The following is a 21,670-nucleotide window of genomic DNA, read 5'->3' as shown; positions in this document are numbered from 1 at the left end:
CGGGGCTTTTCTTTATCCTTTCTGTTGCCGGATGATCAGGGTAAACTGCGCCGCGAATCGCTAACCCGGAGTTATCTATGTCGTTGATTTGCCCACTTTGCCACCTCGCTTTGCACCTGCACGCCAGCAGTTATCGCTGTGCGTCCGGTCATCAGTTCGATCGGGCGAAAGAGGGGTACGTCAACCTGCTGCCGGTGCAGCACAAAGGTTCACGTGAACCGGGCGACAGCGCAGAGATGCTTCAGGCGCGCCGGGCCTTTCTTGATGCCGGACACTATCAGCCGCTGCGCGATCGGGTGGCGCAACGTCTGGCTCAGCAGCTCACGAACCGGCCCGCGCAGCTGCTGGATATCGGCTGTGGCGAAGGCTATTACACCGCCACCTTGGCTGCCGCGTTGCCCGACAGCCAGCTGTACGGTCTGGATGTGGCCAAAGCCGCGGTGCGCATGGCGGCAAAGCGCTATCGCGCGGTTAACTTTTGTGTCGCCTCCAGCCAGCGCCTGCCGTTTGCCGATGGTTCACTGGACGTCATCGTGCGCATTTACGCCCCCTGTAACGAGCAGGAGCTGAGCCGCGTCATCAGGCCTGGCGGCTATTTGCTGACGGTGACGCCGGGGCCGCACCATCTGCAGCAGTTTAAGGCGTTGATCTATCGTGAAGTGCAACTGCATACGGCGGAAGAGAAAAGCTATGCGGGATTTGAGCAGATCGATCAGCAAAACCTTCACTACACGATGACGCTGAACGGGGCGGAAGCGGTGAGTCTGCTGTAGATGATCCCCTTTGCCTGGCGTGCGCGTGAAGCGGTGTGGCAGCAGCTGGCCTCCAGCGCCACCTTTAGCTGTGACGCGGATTTCACCCTGACGCTGTGGCAGCGCGTTTAACGCGCATCCACCAGCGTATGATTAATTTTCTCCAGGTCGTCGAGCTGTTTCACCGCAATCAGCAAGCGACGCTGCTCCAGTTGCATCACCAGAATGCCATCCTCTGACAGGTTCATACTCTGGATACGCCGGTAATCGATCCACACGCTGGCAAAAAACAGGCCGTCTTTTTTCATTAGCAGCCGCGGGCTGCGGATCCAGAACAGCCAGATAGCCATAAAGCACAGCACCATCAGCAAGGTAGTGGTGAGCTGCGGGCCATGATGGCTGACGTTGTTCCACAGCAGAATCAGTAGCAGCACGATAAAGATGCCGCTGTCGATTTTATGGCGGCGGCGCAGGGTGACGCGCAGTCGGGTCGGTCCATTGCGGCGGGGCAGGATGACATCGTCGTAAATCGCAAACAGGGCGAGAGCGGCGATCAGCAGGGCAATCAGGCCGTCAGTCAGTGACATACAGGTTTCTTCCTCAACCGAAGTGACCTCAGCGTTGGCGCTCAGGTCACGCCGTTCAAAAAACGCCGGGAGTCTGACTCCCAGCGGTGAGATTACAGACCGAGCAGGCCGATCCAGTAACCAAATATACCGATGGCAAAGAAGCCAACGATGATCCACAGCGCGTTAACTTTACGGCGCAGCAGCCACATACAGCCAAAGGTCAGCAGCAGTGGAATCAGGCCGGGCATCAGCTGGTCGAGAATCGACTGCACGGTGGTGACCGTGGTTTTGCCGGTCTGGTCGGTGATACGGGATACCACCAGCGGCACGTTGACGTGCGTCCACTTGTTGACCAGCGCCCCCATGACAAACAGGCCGAGTATCGATGCCCCCTCGGTGAGTTTTTGCAGGAAGCCGCCGCCCATATCGCTGACGATATCCACCCCTTTGCGATAGCCATAGGCCACGCCGTAATAGCGGGTCAGCATGCGCGCAATGTTAAACAGGAAAAAGAACAGCAACGGACCGAGCAGGCTGCCGCTCATCGCGATACCGGCACCCAGTGCGGCGAATACCGGACGCACGGTTCCCCAGAAAATCGGGTCGCCCACGCCAGCCAGCGGACCCATCAGACCCACTTTGATCCCGTTAATGGCACCGTCATCGATCGCTGCACCGTTGGCGCGCTGCTCTTCCATTGCCATGGTCACGCCGAGCACCGGCGCCGCCACGTAAGGATGGGTGTTGAAGAACTCAAGGTGACGCTTAATCGCCTGCTTGCGTTCGTCGTTGTTTTCCGGATACAGGCGACGGATCACTGGCACCATTGAGAAGCAGAAGCCCAGCGCCTGCATGCGTTCAAAGTTCCACGAACCCTGAAACAGGTTGGAGCGCAGGAACACACCGCGCACGTCACCGGGGGTGAGTTTCTTTGGAGTATTGGTTGTATCTACCATGATGTCACCTGTTCCTAGTCGAGTTCGTTGTCGAGGTCGTTGTTAGCCGGGCCCGCCGAGGCAGCGCCTGCGACGCGGTTGTATTTTGGCGCCAGCTGGATGTACAGCACCGCCATTACCACGCCAATCACGCCCAGCGCCACTAGGTTAAAGTTGGTGAACGCGGCGGTGACAAAGCCAAGATAGAAGAACGGCATCAGGTAACCGGCACGCATCATGTTGATGACCATCGCGTAACCGACCACCACGATCATGCCGCCGGCGATGTTCAGACCATTGGTGACCACTTCCGGAATCGAACTCAGCAGGCTGTGTACCGCGCTGGTACCGACCGAGACCGCCACAATCAGCGCCGGGATAGCGATACGCATCGCCTGCAGCAGCAGGGCAGAGACGTGGATCCACGAAATCGCCGTCAGGTTGCCTTTTTCAGCGGCTTTGTCCGCCGCGTGCTGGAAGGCGACAGTGATGGTACGCACGATGATGGTCAGCACCTGACCTGCCGCCGCCAGCGGGATGGCCAGCGCAATACCGGCACCGACGCTTTGACCGCCGGCAATGACCAGAATGGTGGAGATGATGGAAGCCAGCGCCGCATCCGGCGCCACTGCCGCACCGATGTTCATCCAGCCCAGCGCGATCATCTCCAGCGTACCGCCGATGATGATGCCGGTTTTCATATCACCCAGCACTGCACCAATCAGGGTACAGGCCACCAGTGGCCGGTGGAACTGGAACTCATCGAGAATCGATCCAATCCCGGCAATACAGGCCACAATAAATATCAATACTATTTGTAGCGAGGTTATTTCCATTGCATTTTTCCTCAGCAAGATCAGAACTTTTTGCCCACGCGCGCAGGCACAGGCGAATCAGGCATTGACCTTTGCAATCAGGTCCATCATTTTCAGTTTCGGGTCGTTGGAGACTTTACGCACTTCCAGTTCGATACCGCGCTCATTCAGCTTACGGAAGGCAGCGATGTCCTTCTCATCCACCGACACCGCGTTATTAACCTGCGTTTTCCCCTGACGGAAGGCCATGCCGCCGATATTCACCGACTTGATATCCACGCCTTGCTCTACCACGCGCTCAACATCGGTCGGATTAGTAAACAGCAGCATCACGCGATCGGAACCGTACTTCGGGTTGTTCCACACGCGGATCATCTTGGCGATATCCACTACGTGGGCGGTCACGCCCGGCGGCGCCACCTGAGTCAGCAGCGTTTTGCGTACGTGATCGTTGGCCACTTCATTACTGACGACGATGATGCGCGTCACGTTGGTTTCTTTGGTCCAGCGCGTGGCCACCTGGCCGTGGATCAGACGGTCATCGATACGTGCCAGACCAATTTTCATGTGCTCGCCAGGTGCCAGCGGTTTCTGCGGCTGGGCAGGGGCTTTCGGGGCCGGTGCGGCCGCTGCCGGCGCGGCGGATTCGGTTTTGAGCGCTTTCACTCCCTCGCGGCCGGCCTCGACGGCGATGTGGAGCAGCTCTTCCAGCGATGGGTCGTCATCGCGCCCCATCAGGGTTTCCACCAGCATGGGAATGTTTACCCCGGCAATGACGTCATAGCCCGGTTTATCCACCACGATGCGGCTGGCGGCGTTAAACGGGCTGCCGCCCCAGGTGTCCACCAGAAACAGCATGCCTTTCGACGTGTCGAGTCGGGCGAGCTGCGCCTGATATTTTTCGATTAGCGTTTCTGCATTTTCGCCGGGAACGAAATCAATCCATCCGACATTTTCCTGCTCGCCCAACAGCATTTCTGCTGTTTTTAGCAGCTGTTCTGCCGCCCAGCCATGTGTACCAATTACAAGCGCAATGGTCACTTGCTACCTCCGTTCGCATGAGAGTTCCCGACCATGGCCGGGAATCATTGAGAATTACCGTTGTTATTTTCTGTGGATCGCCTGGGACTAAATTTAAGAAAGTCATCAGGAAAAGGCCCAAAACATTCCGCGATACAGCAGTAAGGTCGCGATTTATTTTAGTGAGCGAAAAAATAAAATATGTGACGTTGCTCTGCTATTCAGAGCGTACCGGCGGCTACTGGCATTTTTATGGCAGTTTCTTGCGCTGGCGCAGTTATTTGTAAATGTAAGAAAATTTTTTGACGTTGTTGATGTAACTGATACATTAGCTTTCTGTTTATTACTCAGGAGTACCGGGCTTTAGCTCACCTATATGGACCGTCACCGATGTCGCTTCACTTGTTCCCCGCGCTGCTTGGCGCGCATCCTGACACCTGCCGGTGTTGCCTCATCCGTTAACGCTCTCTCGTCTCGCCTCCCGGCGCAGGCTCAGTCGCGTTCGCCCTTACGTTTAGCAAGGAGTCATTGATGGAATTTCTCTTCGACCCCTCAATCTGGGCGGGTTTACTGACGCTGATCGTGCTGGAGATTGTGCTCGGCATCGACAACCTGGTGTTTATCGCCATTCTTGCCGACAAGCTGCCACCGAAACAGCGCGATAAAGCGCGCCTGATTGGTCTGTCGCTGGCGCTGGTGATGCGCCTCGGCCTGCTGTCGCTGATCTCCTGGATGGTGACGCTGACGCGACCCCTATTCAGCGTAGGCGATTTCAGCTTTTCCGGACGAGATTTAATTCTGTTGATTGGTGGTTTGTTCCTGTTGTTTAAGGCCACCATGGAGCTGCACGAACGACTGGAAAACCGCGGCATGGAGCATCAGGGCAATAAAGCCTATGCCAGCTTCTGGGCAGTCGTGACGCAGATTGTGGTGCTGGACGCGGTATTCTCCCTGGATGCGGTGATTACCGCCGTCGGTATGGTGAACCATCTGCCGGTGATGATGACGGCGGTGGTGATTGCCATGGGCGTGATGCTGCTGGCCTCAAAACCGCTGACCCGCTTCGTTAACGCGCATCCAACCGTGGTGGTGCTGTGTCTGAGCTTCCTGCTGATGATCGGTCTGTCGCTGGTGGCGGAAGGCTTTGGTTTCCATATTCCGAAAGGTTATCTGTACGCGGCAATTGGCTTCTCGATTCTGATCGAGCTGTTCAACCAGATTGCGCGCCAGAACTTTATCCGTCATCAGGCGCACCGTCCGATGCGTGAACGTACCGCCGAAGCGATTCTGCGTCTGATGGGTGGGCGCCAGCGTAACCAGCCGGCGCATACTGAAGAAGCGTCGTTGACTGAAGCCATGCCGCAGGAAGCGTTTAAAGACGAAGAGCGTTACATGATTAACGGCGTGCTGACGCTGTCACAACGTTCGATTCGCAGCATCATGACGCCGCGCGGCGATATCTCGTGGGTTGACGTCTCGCGTCCGCTGGATGAGATCCGCATTCAGCTGCTGGATACGCCTCACAGTCTGTTCCCGGTGTGTCGCGGCGAGCTGGATGAGATCATCGGTGTGGTGCGCGCGAAGGAGTTGCTGGTGGCGCTGGAGCACGGTATGGATGTCGCGACCTTCGCGGCCAACACGCCGCCGATTGTGGTGCCGGAAACGCTGGATCCGATCAACCTGCTGGGCGTATTGCGTCGCGCTAAAGGGAGCTTCGTCATCGTTACCAACGAATTTGGTGTGGTGCAGGGCCTGATTACGCCGCTGGACGTGCTGGAAGCGATTGCCGGTGAGTTCCCGGACGAAGACGAAACGCCGGATGTGGTGGCGGATGGCGACGGCTGGCTGGTGAAGGGCGGTACCGATCTGCACTCGCTGCAGCAGCTGCTGGACCACCATGAGCTGGTCGATCCGGATGAAGATCACGCGTCGCTGGCCGGCCTGCTGATTGAGCAGAAGGGGCAGCTGCCGCTGCCGGGCGAAATTATCGATTTGCTACCGCTGCACTTCCAGATTATCGAAGCCACGGATTACCGTATCGATCTGGTACGCGTCACCAAAGACAAGCCGCACTATGACGAGGAAGAGGGCGACGCCTGATGTCGTCCGGCATCAGGCGCCCAGCTGCGCCTGATGCTGCGCCAGCCATTGCGGAAAGTCCTCAATCGGCATCGGGCGCGCATAGTAGTAACCCTGCAGATGATCCACGCCGCGCTCGCGCAGATAATGCGCCTGCTCGGCGGTTTCCACACCCTCCGCGACCAGCGCAATATTCAGCCGCTGCGCCAGTGAAATCACCATATCTGTCATCGTGGCGTTGATCGCGTCAGTGCCAATCGCGGCGGTAAAGATTTTATCGATTTTCAGCACGTCCGGCTTCAGGTCTTTCAGATAGGCCAGCGAACTGTGACCGGTACCGAAATCGTCAATCGCTAGCCGCACGCCAATTTCATGCAGCTGCGCCACGACTGTCTGATCGATGACCGGCAGCGCATCGCGCTCGGTGAGCTCCACCACCAGTTTCGGCAGGGGATTGGCGGGCCACCAGAAGCGCTGTAAATCCTCAACAATCAGGCGATCGCGGAAATGGCTGGCCGCCACGTTAATAGCGATATGGAAAGCAGGGTACTGTGGCAGGTTGGGCAACTCCGCGACGACTCTGGCAATCACAAAGCGTGTCAGCGGTGCAATCAGATTCTGGCGTTCGGCCAGCGGAATAAACACATCCGGTGCAATCCAGCCCTGACGCAGATTGTGCCAGCGCAGCAGCAGCTCGATACCATCGCAATCGCCGCTGCGGGCATTGATCAGCGGCTGGCAGTAGACCATAAATTCGTTGGCGGTAATGCCATAGCTGATTTGTCAGCTCAGGCTCATGCGATTGGCGGTGGCCAGCCAGACGATTATAGCCCAGCAGCAGGCTCAGCAGTACCGCCAGCGGCAGCTGCGGCTCCAGCAGATAGTTGGTCATCAGTTCAATGTTGATGATCTGCAGCAGGCCGTCTTGGTTATCCAGCGACTTTGGCGTCCACAGCAGCAGCACCGGCGAACCTTTTAGCAGGTAGTCGTCGGTGGACAGCATCATGCGCTGGTTGTTGATCGCCAGCTCGGGATAGGTCTGGCTGAACGAGATGTGGCGCGGGCCATAAATACTCGAACAGTAGATGGTATCGTCCTGCACCAGCAGCACGGTACGCACGGTTTGCAGCGCCGCGATCTTCTCAATCAGCGGATAGCGCACCTGCGTACAGGGCACGCCCACCAGCCCCAGCGTGTTGTTGGCGGAGACGTCCAGCGGCGAAAACATGCGGTCAAAGCGCTCAATCGCGCGGGTGGCAAAGTTAAGGGACTGCTGCTCAATGCGTGACTTCTCTTCGATGTAGCGAAAAGTCAGCGTAAGAATGAGAACCAGCGACGCGATCACCAACGCAATAAGCAGGCGCTTACGGCGAAATTGACCCACAAATTGCTGGGGAAGGAGCATCAGTAACCACCTTGCTAACACAAAGAATGAGGCCAAATTAACGTGAAGGTTATCGGCATGGCGGCGGCCAAATTTAGCGCGGCTGGAGAAAAAAAACGGCACTAAAAAATCGCGCGACCGGTAGAGGTCGCGCGCAAAAATAATGTATCTGGTTTGATAACGCGGAGGTAGAGGCCATTGCAGAAATAATGGCCGATCGCTGCAATTGTCAGCAGCGAAACGCGACGTTGCCGGTCAGTCGCACTGCACCTTGATCGCCAGACCGCCGCGTGAGGTTTCACGATATTTAGCGTTCATGTCTTTGCCGGTCTCGTACATAGTCTCGATCACTTTATCCAGCGATACGCGCGGCTCGCTGGTACGGCGCAGCGCCATCCGCGCGGCATTGATCGCCTTGACGGAGGCAATGGCGTTGCGTTCAATGCACGGCACCTGTACCTGACCGGCGACCGGATCGCAGGTCAGTCCGAGGTTGTGTTCCATGCCGATTTCAGCAGCAACGCACACCTGCTCCGGGCTGGCTCCCAGCAGTTCAGCGAGGCTAGCGGCGGCCATTGAGCAGGCCACGCCCACTTCACCCTAGCAGCCGACTTCGGCACCGGAAATCGAGGCGTTCATTTTATACAACACGCTGATAGGACGTGAGATATTTAAACGGGAAACGTGCGATAAATGTGGATCTACCTGGGACAAACTGGATCTATCTGGGACAAGTCAGGGTGATTAAGTTACACATAGTGAAACAGGAATCATCACTCAAATTAATCGATTCTTGAAATCATGTTGCTGCTTGAAGTCGTATCCAGTTGAGTCGGTAGAAGAGCATGATGGCTTTGCTTCTCTTCTCCTGATGTCTATTCTGGTAATTTGATCTGCAGGGATGTAAGTGGCAAGAGCGCCGTAGTCCTGATGAATAACATCCCCATACTCTACCCAGTCATCGCTATTTGCCGAACTTCTATGCGTGACATAGAGAATGACATCGCCGTTATTACCCAGTGTAAAAGGCCCATTTGGAAGTCCCTCGAAGCGTCCAGGCAATCGTGACAGCAAGCCCGAACCATCCTTTAGTACCACAAATACTTCGGTCACCCGATAATCCGTCAGGCCAAACATTTGTTGCCAGGCAGAGTGGGTACCATCAGACCACGAGATATTATGCTTCCGGAGAAACGCGTACAACCGTTTACGCCCATATTTACGCCACGATGCACCCAGGGTCAATGCCAATAACACTGGCAATAACGTTGCCGTGTAAGCATTGACGCCACACCATAGTGTCACGTGGTATATTGCTGTCGGCAACAGGCTAAAAATCAGTGTGGAGAAGAGAATATCAATGGGTTTATGGTGTTCTTTCAGACCGACATTGGCAATAAAATAACCGATGTAGCCAGAGGCCAGTGTTACCAGAGTTGCCCAGGGCAGATCCAACAGCGATGCATCTATCATTCAGTCCTCCTTCGCCCCGTGTTGCCAGGGCTCATTAGTGCTTTCTCGCGGAACAGGTGGCAGCGGCATCCAGTGAGTAACTCCATGGACATCATTGTAGAAATCACCGTCATCCCACTCCCTTCTTTGGCTCAGAAAGCAGACCTTCATATCCCCATAGCTAGAGTAAACTAGCACCCATTGTTCAGGAGCTGGAAGTTGATTTTGACAAGAGATCCAACCATCAGCTGATGAATCGAGCATATGAAATATCCTTCTATTGTCTGGTTAGCATTAACCCAATACTCACTATCTGGTGTACAGGTTATGTTTTTCTCTCCGACGTTTCACTGCGTGAAACAAGAAACAGTCATCGAGGCGGCTTATCTTCATCTTCAAACAGATTGCCCTGGATGCGGGCCAGTTCTTCTTTTTTAACCCGTTTGATCACGGAATAAATCCACTGTAGTGAGACTTCGTACTTGCGTGCCAGGGCGCGATGGTTATGTCCATTGAAATCGGCAAATATCTCCCGGTCACGCTGATTAATTTTCCACATCAACCCCATTGGAAAATAGACATTCTGCCCGCCCCAGACCCGCATCATTTGGCTGGCGACGGCATCGCCTATCTGACTGGCAACAGCGGGGTCAACATCGATAATCTGTCTGACGATCTGCGCCGTGTGTTCGGCCAGCTCAACCAGTAACTCCGGCCCTTTACTGCGAAAGGTATTCTCTAGCATGAGGTTGCCCTCACCACGCGTTTTTGCCACTGCTTGAGTTTCTCGATAACCTGGCTGGCCTGCTGGCTGTCCAGCCAGTAAGGCGAATCACAGCCGGTTTCCCGTTTAACAAAGTGGGCCAGGGCTGTTGCTGACGCATCACGGACAATGCCCTCATCGGCCATTGCCTGCCACAGGGCCTGCATTTTCTGGAGTTGCGGACGGTCGGTCTGCTTTTTCGTCGTGGGTTGAGTCGGTTGGATACGAAAGCCTTTAGCTTTCAGGGCGTTTAACACCTGCGCCAGTTGACCGATATTCAGGGCTTTTGCCGAGGTTTTCCCCGTTAGCCTGTGCAGCATCTGGCGGTAAGTCGTGTCATCCAGTTTGAGGTGGTGGGCCGCAATATGGATTAACTGCAGGTATTTTTGTCGGGTCATCGGAGGCGTCCTTTATCGTCGTGGTCGAAGTTCCTTATGCCATGAATAAAAAAATAATCCTTCGGGTTTTTAAGGATTATAAAATGAATATCGTTATTATACAATTGAATGCGTCAAATACCGCTTTTCCACTATGACTTCTTCACGCAAATCGCCCTGGCATCGATATCTTTGAAGGTTTCAAATTTTTCTGCGAACTGTTTGGCGGCCTGTTGACAGGCGCTTGCCGTATCAAACTCCTGTGTATGCAGCGTGGAAAAAACATTACCGGCATAGGGACTGGCGTAGAGCGCTAAAATTAATATCCACATCGTGATTTCTCCTCTTTTACTGAATTAAAGTAGGGTGTTCAACAAAACAAAGACTGACCGCAATGAACACCAGGAAACTAGCAAATAGTCGGTTTTGTTGTTTACGGGTTTCTGGCGATTGAAAATAAGGCCGCAAGCGGGCGGCGATGAGCGCGTAGAGCGTCATCATCAGCGCATCGACCATCACCATCGTCAGGGTCATGAGGGTGATTTGTGGCCCTAATGGTTGGGCCGGATTAAGAAAGACCGGTAGTGTCGCAAGCAGGAAAGCGAGCGCTTTGGCGTTGGTGATATCGGTCAGAAAACCCCAGCAGAACCGTTGCGCGCCGCGGGTCAATGTCACGATATCGTAGGCATCCAGGATGACTGGTGCGCGCCAGGTTCGGTAGGCGGCAAACAGTAACCAGAGTACGCCAATGCCTTTCAGCAACGGCCAGGCGGTTGCTGAAGCGCGCAACGCTTCCGTGCTCAGTGCCACAATGGGCACCATCAAGGCTAATGCCGTCGCCTGACCGGCAATAAGCGGTAGCGTCTTGCGCCATCCCTGCTGGAAGGCATGGTTAAGGGTGAGGATAGCGCCAGCGCCGGGTAATACGGCACTGAGCAAGGCACCGCCTAAAAAAACTAACCAAAGGTCAAGGTTCATGGTTTATTTACCTCGTGCGTTTGATGATGGGGTGGGGTTGACGTCGAGGGTGAATGTACCTTCGTACCCGTTAAGGGATGAATATCCCAGTTAAGTACCCAGACACCATATCGCTGCCCGCAATCGGGGCAGGCCAGGATGAGGTCAATCCCCCACTCACCACTTTCCGGTTGTTGAGTGATGTTTGCCTGGATGGGATTGAGGTGGTTTGTTGCCTGATGGCAGCTGATGCAGGTAATGCTCATAACGGGTTTTCCTTATCTAAGGCGACGATGAGTTCGGCCAATATCTCGAAGGCATTTTGAAATTCACAATAAGCAGCAGCAGAATAGTCTGCCTGCAGGTGATGCATGGCACGGTTAAGGCGCTTTTCAATCTGGCGGCGCAGATGCTTTATTTCCTGATAGCTCATGAGGTCACCTCCTGCTCAAACGGGGTAATAATGAAATCCTCAAGCTGGTTGCGAAACGTAATGCCGGGAATATTCAGTCGCTGGATGGTGTCCTGCTTTTTAAGCAGGGCATTTTTATCCACCTGTGATTTGCGAATAATGCAGTCGGTCTGTTCGTTTTCTTCCAGTGCCTGCAGGATATCGTCCATCCCTTTTAGCGAAACGGACGGTGGGCGGTTACGCCATGACACCTCGCCGGTTATCAGGTTGGCGGTTTTGGTTTTGCCGTTTTCGGTAAGCTCCTCCCGGTTGGCCTCGCACCAGGTCTGGATACCTTTTTGCAACAGGGTGATGCGGGCCTTCATGGCTTCAATATCAGCCGCATGCTGATGCGTTAATCGTGCAATTTCATCATTAATCTGCGTCTCCAGCCGGGTCATTTCCCGCTGGATATCGCCCATCCGTTTAATATCGTCCATCACCTGTTCGCGGGTTTGCGGCGTGCAGGCACCCGCCGCGGCTTTAAGCCGCGTTATTTTCTTTGCCATCTTTTTTTACCTTTTCATTAACAACGTTGGGATTAAACGCGCTCGAAAATAATGTCTTCAGGGGCGTCAGTGTGTTGAATATGCTCAAATAAATTCATGGGGTATCGGGCCGCTATTTCACCAAGACGCCGGTCCTGTTCATCAACATCACGGCAGTGCTCGCAAATCGATAAATAGTCCTCATAGTCCTGCTCGGTGATATAAACTGTTTTTTCCAGATAGACCCATTGCTTTGCGCTAATGCAGACGGGCACATTTCTCATGATTAACGTACCTCCCAGGTGATTCGGCAGTTATCTTGCAGGAACTGGTATTTTTCCCAGCGGCCCTGACGGTCGGTACCCAGGGCATAACGAACGGCATGCCCCTTTTTATGTAACGCATCACACCGTCGGTCATGCAGCAGGGTAATGGTCGGACGGCTATAGCCATCAACGGCAAACTGACTGACGGTAAAACCTTCCTGGCTGAGTTTGTCCATCACCGACAGGCATTGCCTGAGCTGCTGCTGGATGGCCTGGTAGGTCATCGCTGACGGGTTTTTAATGGTCACGGCGGGGTTCAGCATAAAAGCCTCCTTTAATGCACACTGTGAATAATATTGGCGTCGATAACCGGGATGGCGTTTTGCGCGGCCAGGTTCATGGCGGCGGTCACCAGATTGCCGATAGCCAGGGGATAAAGCAGGCTGACCGGCGTGTCTTTTTTCGGGCGCAGCCAGCTTAGGCGTTGACGCAGTGCCGGTATCGCATCAGGGCCGAGGACTTTGCTAAGGTCGCCGCCGACGCGTTTAAACTTGAAATTAAGAAAGTCGTTCAGATGTTCATCCAGCGGCGGCAGGTCAATTACCTCGCAGCGCTGTACGACTTCCCTGACTGCTAACAGGCGCTCGGATAACTTGTCGCCCAGTTCGGGTTGTCCCAGCAGGACGATGGACAGCAGTTTTTTAAAGCCATCTTCCAGCTCAAAGAAGCGTTTAAGGTGCTTTAAGGTCGGGATGGGCAGGCAATGGGCTTCTTCAATCACCAGTACATGGCTGTACCCGGCCCGGCTGCTGTCTTTTAATAGTCGGTGTAGCTGACGAAAGCGGGCTTCGGGTGAGCGTTTGAGTTTTTCCAGTGGGGCCAGGGTGTGGACAATGGCCTCGGCGAGACTGGCGGCTTTCAGGGTTTTGCCCTGATGGTCGTTGTCTTCCATTGCCAGCACGTAGGGTTCAATCATCACTACGGGGGCGTTTTCCCGATAAATGCGCTCAGTCAGGTCACGTCTCAGGGTGCTTTTACCCGAGCCGGATTCACCGATAACCGCGATAAAGCCGCCATAGCGGGCAGTCTGGTATAACGCCTCGCGCACATAACGGCTTTCAGGGGTTAAAAACACATCTTCATGACCTTGTACCGCGCTGTCATCAAACGGGGCGCGAAACAGCCCAAAATGCTTTTTGGTGGCAGGCAGTAATACCTGTTTTTTCAGTAACATGGTGTCTTCCTCATTGCTAGGTGGTGTGTGCTTTTCCTTGCCGCTGGATGTGACCCCGTCAAAGCAGTCGTCCGCCGCGATGCCCTGGTCACGTAGCCAGGCACAGATACGCTGTTTTAGCGCGTCGGTGTCCTGTTTCGGCCACTGGTGGTGATTGACTATCTGCGCCAGCGTCGCCTCGGAAAGGTCAAGTGCACGGGCCAGTGCCGCCTGGGTCAGATTGTGGTGTTGTAACAGGGTTTTCAGTTTCAGCATGATGGCCTCCGGTTAACCGTGACTGGCCAGGGGGACCACCACCTCGGTGGACTGGGCCATCAGTTCATCACCCAGTGCGTCGACCTGGTCAGCCGGAATACCGTCCGGGAAGCGTTGGGTCAGCGTGGTGTAAAATTCACTGCGCCAGGTCTTGCCCGCCGCCTGGAAACGCGCTCGCAGGCGTTGCACCACCACGACCGGGTTTACGCGTTCTTCAAAACGCGGGGCGCAAACCGTGGAGACCTGGCCCTGTTTGGGCAGGTAAATCGGTGGGGTGTCGCGTTCATTGTCCAGATAAGGGTTAAAGCGACCGCCCAGTGGCAGCGCCTTGGCTTTTTGCGCAGCAGCGGTTTCGGTGGGACAGGTGGTGCCATACATCGCCTGCTCGACTTCCGCCAGATGGTGTTGCGCCGGGGTGTGGGGTAATGCCTTGAAGGATTCGCCTAATGTTGGGGCATTGAGGGGAAAACCGTACTCGTCTTTCACCACTTCCGGTACCCGGTAAAAGACTTCCATGCCGTCCTCATTCATCATGACCACCTGCGCTTCACTGTCGCGCCAGGGATTACGGACTATCTGTACGGTGTCGCCCACGCAAACGCCGGGGACTTGCCGTACATCGTATTCGCTGCCCCTGAACGACACGCGAAGATGCGTCGTGACCTTACGACTTTCCGGCAGACTCACTGCCAGCTCACGGCAGACGTCAACAGGCGGGGCCTTGATTAACTGCTGCGGGGTGATCCATAACCAGCAGTCGGTGCGGGTCATGCCAGTACGTCGGTGGATGGCGGTACGGTTGTATTTTTTACGCCATAACCCGACCAGGCGGTTTAGTTCATTAATATGATTGACTTGCACAAACCGCAGGCCGGATTCAAAATGGCACTCGAGAATGTCGCGCGCCTTTTCCACTGAGCCGGTAGCGCGGGCATTACCGGCTTTATGAGCGATAAGTTGAATCCCGAGGGTTTTACACAGGTTGTGCATGGTGGACGAGACCAGGGCGCAACCGGGGTCGGTATAAAGGATGCGCGGCACACCATGCAGTACGTCGGCCCCACCGCGTTCTTGCATAGCATTAATCAGCACATCGGTAAAGTTTTGTGTTGTTTCGCCGCCAAAGCGGTACTCGGCATAAATCCAGCCGCTGGTGTGGTCGGTCAGCTCAAATGACCAGACACGGTCATTAACAATACGGGCCAGATTTTTGGGCTTGTTCTTGTTAAATTCCGCCTCTGTCATCATGCGCAGACCGCTATCGCGTGTCGTGCGTTTTTTATCGGGATTTTTCAGGTAATAAAGCACACACAGCGACGCATCCAGCTGCCAGGCATGATTGGGATGGTCAGTTTTTAGTTGGACACACGGGGCCGGTGCCCGTAACTGATTAGGGTGTAGACGATAGTGGTACAATGCCCGGCTGATGGCATCGACCGACAGGGGAAACCACTCGCCGGTCTCGTTATCAGTATACCCGGCATCAATCAGGTTATTCGCTCGCAGGTCGTTAACCGTCTTTCGCAGACTGTAGAGGCGTTTGCCATTCTTACGTTCTGCTTCCATGATAACGCCTGATATCAACAGGGCTTCGTCGCGTGTCAGGGCACTGGTGCCACAATCCACCCGTTGCTTGCGCGGCGGTTTATAGCTTACCTGTTTGATTTTTCGCAGCAGCGTCGCCCGGGAAATGCCGAGTGCCTGACATCCTGTCTGATACACCGCGTCTTTGCCGCCATGCCCGGCTTTCTCGGCAGTCTGGGCAATCGTTAACAGGCGTTCGGTCAGGATGGGGTTCATCAGACCACCTCCTCGACGTTATCCTGTCCGGTGCCGCGCAGGTGTTCCGGTAACTGAAAATCCGCATCGTCGACATCCGCATCGGCTTTTGCCCAGTCAGGCACCAACGCTGATACTGCGTGGTGGGGTAATGAAAAATCACTGCGTAACACATTGATTTCAAACTCAATATCATTAAGCAGGCCCGCTAAATAGTCGGCGTGGGACGTGATATCACCACTGTGACTACTCAGTTTTTCCAGCCCTTCCCGAAAGCGGCCCATTAATATGGCCTTGACATCAAAACCGACCAGGCCAATTTCTTCACGGAGCTGGCGTACGCCCTCTTCCCCTAACGGGCGATGTTGATCGATCAGGCGTTTTTCACTCAGTTCATTGATCTTTTGATCTTTCTCATTGGCCAGGCGGCGGCTGGCTTCAAGGGATTTTTCTGTCTCTCGTAATTTTGCGCGCAGTTCTCGTACCGACATCCTGTCAACCTCGGTCAGTGTCATACCAGCAATAGTGCCGCCTTCGGCCAGTTCGGCGAGGTCTTCATCGTCTTCAGTTATTAATTCAAATAATTTTGTTTTTCCCAAATGTCCCAACGCTTGGACTTTTGAATGAAGAGTAGGTGATAGATATTTTATAGAAGCTTGCATCATTCTATGAGCCGTGCTTTTAGGAATACCCAACTGTTCTGTCACAATTTTTACGAATGCTCCATGCGGTTCATTCTCTTTAAGAATAATGAGTCGTTTCCCAGCCTCTAGCATAGCTTCAGCACTCTGTGCCATATAAAAGCGCGCTTCGTGCACAATGCGCTCACGCTGATAGGGCAAGCCTTCACCGTACTTGTCCATAATGGCCTGCTGATGTTCAGCCAGGGCATTCAGGTTGTTCATTAAATCCGGTGACAAAGGCTGTTCTGGGGCGATTTCAGCCGTCATCGGTAATGCTTTTCTACCCATTATTTTTTCCTCTTACGATTTTGACGATGAGGCTACGCAGCGGCCACGTCGTTCTGCCATCCTGATTTGCGCCCGTTCGGTTTCATCGAAAAAGGCCAGGGCAATCTGTATCAATTCTTCACTCAGGGCGTAATTCCCATTGAGGCGTTTTTCAATCATCCCTTCTTCCACTAAAAATGGCAGGGTGCGACTGATATTGGCCGCAGAGTCATTGATTAGCGCCGCCAGGGCTTTATTGGACAGGCCGTCGCGGTAATGCCCCTTCATGGCTTTCAAAATCCGCAGCGCCCGCCGTGTGCGTGAAGAGGGGTGCAGTGATAAGGTGTTTTTCATCGGAGGCCTCTTTTTCATTAATGGAAATTGTGTTACCGTCAGTGAAACAGGTGAATGTTATTTTTTATGGCGCTTTTTGCCCGATGGCATCGGGGAACCCATGATTTGTTCAATCGCCTGTCTGATTTTGCGTGCTTCCCCGCGCCAGCCCTGGCAGGAGCCATCAAGCAACATGTAAACCTGACAGGGTTTGAAGCCGGATTGGCGTGCCCATGCTGCCACCGTCGGATAACCCTGATAGATGCGGTCATAAAAACTGCGCTTAAAGTCGGCGGGGTGTTGTAGTGACATGGTGTTATCTCCGTCATTAAAAATTAAAAATAAATATACCAAGACATGCAAAATAATGTAAAGCCTTTTTTTGTCTGTTTTTGTATATTCCTTATCACAGTTAAAATCACTGGCTGTTATCGGCCTAAAGGAGACCTGTATGGCAAAGAAAAAAGTGGCAACCAGCCAGTCTGTCAGTACGGCGGACAATATCACGATTGCGGGGGGGGGGGGGGGGCAATTGCATACCCTGAAAAAAAGGCAGAAAACAGCGCCCAACAGGAGGTGATGGCACGTTTTGGTGATGGTCTACCCTATGAGCGTGAACGCATTGTGCATGAAGCGCGCTTCTATATGGCACAGAGTGCCGAAGCCATGCTGGAGGCGGGGAAACGACTCATTATTCTTAAGGAGAATGAACCGCATGGAGCATTTGTAAAAATTGTAACAGAACAGTTGGGTATTCCCAAAAGCACGGCTCATAGAATGATGCAAGCTTCTATAAAATATCTATCACCTACTCTTCATTCAAAAGTCCAAGCGTTGGGACATTTGGGAAAAACAAAATTATTTGAATTAATAACTGAAAACGACGAAGACCTCGCTGAACTGGCCGAAGGCGGCACCATCGCCGGATTGACGCTAGATGACGTTGACCGGATGTCGGTACGGGAATTACGGGCGGCATTACGTAAAGATGAGTCGGCGCTTAAACGCAGTCAGCAACTGGTGGCAGAAAAAGAGAAGCAGTTGCAACAGTTAAGCCAGCAACTGACCGATAAAACCTTTCCGTCTGCCGCGAGCGATAAGCAGGCTCCGCTCGATACCCAACAGTGGGTCACGCTGACCCTGGAAGGGGTGGGTGACCGCCTCAAGTCGGAGCGCCTGCGGCTGGGACTCAGTCAGGAAAGCTTCGCTGAACGGTGCGGGGTTAAAAAGCTCACCCAGTACAACTATGAAAAAAGTGAGCGACATCCTGATGCGGGCTACTTAATCGCGGCGAAAGCGTTAGGCGTCGACCTTCTTTATGTGATGACCGGGGAGCGCAGCGATGAAGCCAGTGCGCTCGATGTGGTGAGGGATGAGGAAGAAGCGGAGGTGCTAACGTTTTTCCGGCATATTCCAGGTGAAACCAGGGAGGTTGCGAAACGCACTTTGGCTGCCATGACTGAGAAAAAAACCGCCCGCCGCCGCGCATGACGCATCCCTCTCCGTTGCAGCGGAGAGGGTTATTTGACGGTAATAATCAGCTCGCGCCGTTGTGTGGGCTGATTGATGTTGAGATGATACCGAATCGGCACGCTCTGCATCTCGAACCCCTGAAACACTGCCCGCATCTCAGGAATATCATTGACGGAAATAATCATCATCCCGGCTAAATCCCGTCCCATACCCGCCAGTTTTTCATACTGCTCCAGACCAAAATCCACGCCATAGCCCTCTGTGCCCCAGTACGGCGGATCGCAGTAAAACAGCGTGTGCGGACGGTCATAACGGGCAATGCAGCTGGCCCAGTCCAGCTGTTCAATGGTGGTGCGTGAGAGTCTGAGATGAGCAAGCGACAGCTCTTCTTCCATGCGCAACAGGTTCAGGCGCGGCCCCGTGGTGGTGGTCACGCCAAAAGTGTGCGCCGCCACCTTGCCGCCGAACGCCTGTTTTTGTAGGTAGTAGAAACGGGCTGCACGCTGAATATCGGTTAAGGTCTCGGTCGGGGTGATGTTTAACCATTGATACATCGCCCGGCTGACCAGCGCCCATTTAAACTGGCGCATAAACTCTTCCAGATGGTGTTTCAGCACCCGATAGAGATTGACCAGCTCACCGTTGATATCGTTAATCACTTCCGCTTTGCTGGGTGACTTCATAAAAAAGAGCGCCGCTGCGCCACAAAACGGCTCCACGTAGCAGGTGTGCGCCGGGAAGCACGGTAAAATCTGTTTCGCCAGCCGCCGTTTACCGCCTGCCCAGGGCAGTATCGGTAAAAAATGTTGCGTCATTGTCTGTAAGCCTGTTTCACTAATGGAAATTCGTGTAGACTCTTTCCTGTTCTCGAGAACGGAAAGCGCCCCGGTTGACTCACAGGTCGGGTCTGTGTGTTGACGGCCTGCTCGGTGTTGACGCACCGGGTGGGTCGCGCTTTTTCCCTTGCCCCGTTCGGGGCTAATCACTGCGCCTAACCTAACCGCTGACCCGCATCCCCACTAGTAAACCGCTTTAAAAGCGGCTAGCGCACCGTCCTGTCACACTGTCGGCCTGATTCTCAGGGAGAGTGTGATGAAAATCCGAAAAAAACTGACCTTAACCCCCTTTAAAACCCCACGCCTCGGCGGCTGGTTGCTCACTGCGGCTGGTCTGTTGCTGGTGATTGGCCTGGTCTCGCCGCAGCAATTACCGGTGGTGCTCTATAAGCTGGCCTTGATCACCCTGGCGGCGGTGGTCGGTTACTGGCTTGACCGTTCGCTGTTCCCCAGGGCTCGTCCCGGTCAATACCTGCACCATGACCACCCTGAGGTGGCACAGGGTCGACATCCGGTACGCGGCGGCTGCCATCAGGTGTTTGCCGCCGCCCAGTTGCGCCGGGCAGTGATTGTGGCCGCAGTGTGTCTGAGTGTGGCGATGGGGTTATGACCATGAACCGCTATCAACGTCCGCAGGGCGACCCCAGATGGCTGTTATTCCTTTTGCTGATAGTGCTCCTTGGTGGCGCGCTTGATGCCGATGCGGCGCGTCCCCCACAAGCGGCACTGCCATACCGGACTGAGCTGATACGTAACGCCCGTCTGGTGTGGGGGCTTGATGCGCCGGTGGCGGATTTTGCCGCCCAGATTGAGCACGAAAGTGGCTGGCAGCCGGCTATCACCAATCGCATCGGGGCGCAGGGGCTGGGGCAGTTTATGCCTGCGACCATGGACTGGATTGGGGAGGTGATGCCGGAACTGGCCGCCAAAGCGCCGCTTAATCCCGGCTGGAGCCTGCGGGCAGTGGTGAGTTTCGACCGCTGGCTATGGCAACGCCTGTCGGCGGTGAATGCGTGTGAGCGCATGGCGATGACGCTCTCGGCCTACAACGGTGGCCTGGGCTGGGTACAGCGTGACCGCCGCCTGGCAGAACGTCAGGGGGTCGATGGCAGGCGCTGGTTTGACAGCGTTGAGCGGGTCAATGCCGGACGTAGCCTGACCGCCTGGCGTGAGAATCGTCATTATCCGCACCGTATTTTACATGCCCTGGCACCGCGTTACCTGACCTGGGGAGGGGCAAGCTGTGTTTAGTGCAGTCAGCCTGAAAAGCCCCGGCGGAGTGCTGGTAATGGCGCTGTTGTCGGGTATCTGGTGGCACGGCTACACGCAAGGCGCAGGTCGCTCAACCGAACGGTGCGCGGCAACCCTCAGTCAGCTGCGCGAGACGTTTGCCATGCAGGAAAAACAGCGCGCCGGGCAGGCCGCGCAAACCCTAAATGCCCTGCAGCAGCGTTTCATCCATCAGGTGAAGGTGGCGCATCAGGCCGAACAGCGCTACCTGAATCGCATTGCACAGCTTCATGACAAAACCCAACACTTAACCCGGCGGATAGATGACGTTACCCAACACTGGCAGGATGAAAAAGGTCAGGCTCATACTGTGGCCTGCGTATTTACTCGTGGCTTCGTGCAGCACTACAACGCCGCCCTCGGGCTGTCAGACGTTGACGGTTCAGTCCCTGCCACCCTTACCGGCGGTACTGGCAACACGACCCGGTCAGCTGAGACCCCTGGCGAGCGACACACCCCGAGTCCAGTTACCCAGCGCGATATCCTCGCCAATATCACCGACAACGGGCAACAGTGCCAGGTCTGGCGGGCACAGGTAAACGGATTGCTGGATTATATTGAAGGATCACAACCATGACATTACAGGTCGATTTCTGGGTACTGGTGAGCTATCTGTTTGGGCTGGCGGGCTTTCTCGCGGGGCTGGCACGCTGGTTTATCCGGGAGACCGAAAAGCGTCAGGCCGAACGGTTTGCTTCGCTGGAGCGGTTGATGCGTGAGGCGTCCGACAAAGGCTCACGCCTTGAGCGCGAGGTGCTGGAATTCAAAGTGGAGGTGCCGGAACGTTATGTCCGGCGCGACGAATTTATTCATTATCAGCAGGTGGTGGAGTCACGGCTTGACGCGATTTACCAGAAGCTGGAAACGATACAACTGCGTCAGGTGGCAGGAGGATAAGGATGACAGAAACCGAACAGGCGCGCCGCGAAGGGCTGCGCTGGGTGTTACTGCAGGTGGTCAACAAGGCACGGCCTTATCCGGCCAATGACCGGCTGCTGTGGGACGTGGGCCACTCGCTCTACCCGGACATGACCATGCTGGAGCTGCAAAAAGAGTTACTGTTCCTTGAGGGCTTAAGTCTGGTTCGCCTGACCCGACCGCCGGCGCGCTCATGGACCGCCACGATGACGCCGGAAGGGGTGAACCAGGTGGAATACGTCACCGACGATATCCCCGGCATTGCCCGCCCCGCCAGATACTGGAGAGAGTGAC

Annotated in this window: 28 protein-coding genes and 4 pseudogenes; 9 read left to right on the top strand and 23 right to left on the bottom strand. The window is 54.7% G+C overall.

The genetic code is table 11. The features are described 5' to 3' along the window. Positions 1-77: 77 nt before the first annotated feature. Positions 78-884: pseudogene (rlmA, locus tag AC6I8M_RS07335) on the top strand (23S rRNA (guanine(745)-N(1))-methyltransferase). Here rlmA and AC6I8M_RS07330 read toward each other — a convergent pair. From AC6I8M_RS07330 to manX, 4 genes are all read right to left on the bottom strand, one after another. After that, complete coding sequence (locus tag AC6I8M_RS07330) at positions 881-1,339, bottom strand: DUF986 family protein (protein ID WP_010616382.1); 459 nt, start codon at positions 1,337-1,339, stop codon at positions 881-883. The pseudogene rlmA and the gene AC6I8M_RS07330 sit on opposite strands and share 4 nt — an antisense overlap. A gap of 92 nt (positions 1,340-1,431) precedes the next feature. Further along, complete coding sequence (locus AC6I8M_RS07325) at positions 1,432-2,277, bottom strand: PTS mannose transporter subunit IID (protein ID WP_021510027.1); 846 nt, start codon at positions 2,275-2,277, stop codon at positions 1,432-1,434. Positions 2,278-2,291: 14 nt separating this feature from the next. Further along, positions 2,292-3,092, bottom strand: a complete 801-nt coding sequence (locus AC6I8M_RS07320; protein ID WP_010616384.1) for a PTS mannose/fructose/sorbose transporter subunit IIC — start codon at positions 3,090-3,092, stop codon at positions 2,292-2,294. Positions 3,093-3,149: 57 nt separating this feature from the next. After that, entirely contained in the window at positions 3,150-4,112 is a 963-nt protein-coding gene (gene manX, locus AC6I8M_RS07315; RefSeq protein ID WP_010616385.1) for a PTS mannose transporter subunit IIAB, read from the bottom strand. A gap of 510 nt (positions 4,113-4,622) precedes the next feature. Between manX and AC6I8M_RS07310 the strand changes: the two genes are divergently transcribed. Next, on the top strand, positions 4,623-6,191 hold the full coding sequence (locus AC6I8M_RS07310) for a TerC family protein (protein WP_010616386.1): 1,569 nt from the start codon (positions 4,623-4,625) through the stop codon (positions 6,189-6,191). A 12-nt stretch (positions 6,192-6,203) separates the two neighbouring features. Here the strand turns inward: AC6I8M_RS07310 and AC6I8M_RS07305 are convergent, their stop codons facing one another. The 18 genes and pseudogenes from AC6I8M_RS07305 to AC6I8M_RS07220 form a co-directional block, all read right to left on the bottom strand. Next, positions 6,204-6,920 carry an EAL domain-containing protein gene (locus AC6I8M_RS07305; RefSeq protein WP_498013743.1) on the bottom strand — a complete coding sequence of 239 codons (717 nt, stop codon included), beginning with the start codon at positions 6,918-6,920 and terminating at the stop codon, positions 6,204-6,206. A gap of 58 nt (positions 6,921-6,978) precedes the next feature. Beyond that, positions 6,979-7,398: pseudogene (locus tag AC6I8M_RS07300) on the bottom strand (CSS-motif domain-containing protein); the annotation flags it as partial. Between the two features lie 411 nt (positions 7,399-7,809). After that, positions 7,810-8,211, bottom strand: a pseudogene (locus AC6I8M_RS07295) (L-serine ammonia-lyase, iron-sulfur-dependent, subunit alpha); the annotation flags it as partial. A 120-nt stretch (positions 8,212-8,331) separates the two neighbouring features. Continuing rightward, positions 8,332-9,027: a hypothetical protein gene (locus tag AC6I8M_RS07290; protein ID WP_022547375.1), complete on the bottom strand. Its 696-nt coding sequence runs from the start codon at positions 9,025-9,027 to the stop codon at positions 8,332-8,334. Beyond that, complete coding sequence (locus AC6I8M_RS07285; protein WP_022547376.1) at positions 9,028-9,270, bottom strand: DUF551 domain-containing protein; 243 nt, start codon at positions 9,268-9,270, stop codon at positions 9,028-9,030. A 106-nt stretch (positions 9,271-9,376) separates the two neighbouring features. Then, entirely contained in the window at positions 9,377-9,751 is a 375-nt protein-coding gene (locus tag AC6I8M_RS07280; RefSeq protein ID WP_498013539.1) for a Mor transcription activator family protein, read from the bottom strand. Further along, positions 9,745-10,167 (bottom strand): gp16 family protein, encoded by a 423-nt coding sequence (locus AC6I8M_RS07275; protein WP_022549413.1) that lies wholly within the window; start codon positions 10,165-10,167, stop codon positions 9,745-9,747. Before AC6I8M_RS07275 ends, AC6I8M_RS07280 begins: the two co-directional genes overlap by 7 nt. A gap of 131 nt (positions 10,168-10,298) precedes the next feature. Continuing rightward, the gene (locus tag AC6I8M_RS07270; RefSeq protein WP_498013742.1) at positions 10,299-10,478 is read right to left on the bottom strand and encodes a hypothetical protein; all 180 of its coding nucleotides are present in this window, start codon (positions 10,476-10,478) and stop codon (positions 10,299-10,301) included. 16 nt (positions 10,479-10,494) lie between these two features. Further along, positions 10,495-11,124 carry a LysE family translocator gene (locus AC6I8M_RS07265; RefSeq protein WP_498013741.1) on the bottom strand — a complete coding sequence of 210 codons (630 nt, stop codon included), beginning with the start codon at positions 11,122-11,124 and terminating at the stop codon, positions 10,495-10,497. 241 nt (positions 11,125-11,365) lie between these two features. Further along, a complete protein-coding gene (locus AC6I8M_RS07260; protein ID WP_498013740.1) occupies positions 11,366-11,536 on the bottom strand; it encodes a hypothetical protein in 171 nt (56 codons plus the stop codon). Further along, the gene (locus AC6I8M_RS07255) at positions 11,533-12,063 is read right to left on the bottom strand and encodes a host-nuclease inhibitor Gam family protein (protein WP_498013739.1); all 531 of its coding nucleotides are present in this window, start codon (positions 12,061-12,063) and stop codon (positions 11,533-11,535) included. The genes AC6I8M_RS07260 and AC6I8M_RS07255 overlap by 4 nt, the downstream gene beginning before the upstream one ends. A 32-nt stretch (positions 12,064-12,095) precedes the next feature. Next, the gene (locus tag AC6I8M_RS07250; protein WP_498013738.1) at positions 12,096-12,326 is read right to left on the bottom strand and encodes a hypothetical protein; all 231 of its coding nucleotides are present in this window, start codon (positions 12,324-12,326) and stop codon (positions 12,096-12,098) included. A 2-nt stretch (positions 12,327-12,328) separates the two neighbouring features. Then, positions 12,329-12,631, bottom strand: a complete 303-nt coding sequence (locus AC6I8M_RS07245) for an HI_1482 family protein (protein WP_498013737.1) — start codon at positions 12,629-12,631, stop codon at positions 12,329-12,331. Between the two features lie 11 nt (positions 12,632-12,642). Next, complete coding sequence (locus AC6I8M_RS07240) at positions 12,643-13,797, bottom strand: AAA family ATPase (RefSeq protein WP_498013736.1); 1,155 nt, start codon at positions 13,795-13,797, stop codon at positions 12,643-12,645. A gap of 12 nt (positions 13,798-13,809) precedes the next feature. Further along, a complete protein-coding gene (locus AC6I8M_RS07235) occupies positions 13,810-15,597 on the bottom strand; it encodes an integrase catalytic domain-containing protein (RefSeq protein WP_498013735.1) in 1,788 nt (595 codons plus the stop codon). Then, the gene (locus AC6I8M_RS07230) at positions 15,597-16,547 is read right to left on the bottom strand and encodes a DUF3102 domain-containing protein (protein WP_498013734.1); all 951 of its coding nucleotides are present in this window, start codon (positions 16,545-16,547) and stop codon (positions 15,597-15,599) included. The genes AC6I8M_RS07235 and AC6I8M_RS07230 overlap by 1 nt, the downstream gene beginning before the upstream one ends. 12 nt (positions 16,548-16,559) lie before the next feature. Next, entirely contained in the window at positions 16,560-16,880 is a 321-nt protein-coding gene (locus tag AC6I8M_RS07225; protein ID WP_498013733.1) for an IclR family transcriptional regulator, read from the bottom strand. Between the two features lie 57 nt (positions 16,881-16,937). Beyond that, positions 16,938-17,360: a helix-turn-helix domain-containing protein gene (locus AC6I8M_RS07220; protein ID WP_498013849.1), complete on the bottom strand. Its 423-nt coding sequence runs from the start codon at positions 17,358-17,360 to the stop codon at positions 16,938-16,940. 72 nt (positions 17,361-17,432) lie between these two features. Here AC6I8M_RS07220 and AC6I8M_RS07215 point away from each other — a divergent pair. Together AC6I8M_RS07215 and AC6I8M_RS07210 are read left to right on the top strand one after the other, a co-directional pair. Further along, a pseudogene (locus tag AC6I8M_RS07215) lies at positions 17,433-17,936 on the top strand (DUF3102 domain-containing protein); the annotation flags it as partial. Between the two features lie 72 nt (positions 17,937-18,008). Further along, positions 18,009-18,350, top strand: a complete 342-nt coding sequence (locus tag AC6I8M_RS07210; protein ID WP_498013799.1) for a helix-turn-helix domain-containing protein — start codon at positions 18,009-18,011, stop codon at positions 18,348-18,350. Between the two features lie 29 nt (positions 18,351-18,379). Here the strand turns inward: AC6I8M_RS07210 and AC6I8M_RS07205 are convergent, their stop codons facing one another. Further along, complete coding sequence (locus tag AC6I8M_RS07205; protein WP_498013732.1) at positions 18,380-19,147, bottom strand: DNA adenine methylase; 768 nt, start codon at positions 19,145-19,147, stop codon at positions 18,380-18,382. Positions 19,148-19,424: 277 nt separating this feature from the next. Here AC6I8M_RS07205 and AC6I8M_RS07200 point away from each other — a divergent pair, with 277 nt between their 5' ends. From AC6I8M_RS07200 to AC6I8M_RS07180, 5 genes are read left to right on the top strand one after another with little or no spacing between them, the layout of a single operon-like run. Continuing rightward, positions 19,425-19,778, top strand: a complete 354-nt coding sequence (locus AC6I8M_RS07200; protein WP_498013731.1) for a putative holin — start codon at positions 19,425-19,427, stop codon at positions 19,776-19,778. A gap of 2 nt (positions 19,779-19,780) precedes the next feature. Further along, complete coding sequence (locus tag AC6I8M_RS07195) at positions 19,781-20,419, top strand: transglycosylase SLT domain-containing protein (RefSeq protein WP_498013730.1); 639 nt, start codon at positions 19,781-19,783, stop codon at positions 20,417-20,419. After that, a complete protein-coding gene (locus tag AC6I8M_RS07190) occupies positions 20,412-21,035 on the top strand; it encodes a hypothetical protein (protein WP_058948999.1) in 624 nt (207 codons plus the stop codon). Before AC6I8M_RS07195 ends, AC6I8M_RS07190 begins: the two co-directional genes overlap by 8 nt. Then, entirely contained in the window at positions 21,032-21,355 is a 324-nt protein-coding gene (locus tag AC6I8M_RS07185; protein ID WP_022547389.1) for a hypothetical protein, read from the top strand. The genes AC6I8M_RS07190 and AC6I8M_RS07185 overlap by 4 nt, the downstream gene beginning before the upstream one ends. A 2-nt stretch (positions 21,356-21,357) precedes the next feature. Beyond that, the gene (locus AC6I8M_RS07180; RefSeq protein WP_022547390.1) at positions 21,358-21,669 is read left to right on the top strand and encodes a hypothetical protein; all 312 of its coding nucleotides are present in this window, start codon (positions 21,358-21,360) and stop codon (positions 21,667-21,669) included. The last annotated feature ends 1 nt before the right edge of the window (position 21,670 follow it).

Source organism: Type-A symbiont of Plautia stali, from assembly GCF_059731155.1.
The sequence above is the reverse complement of the archived record's forward strand: the minus strand, read 5'-3'. Positions and strand labels throughout refer to the sequence as shown.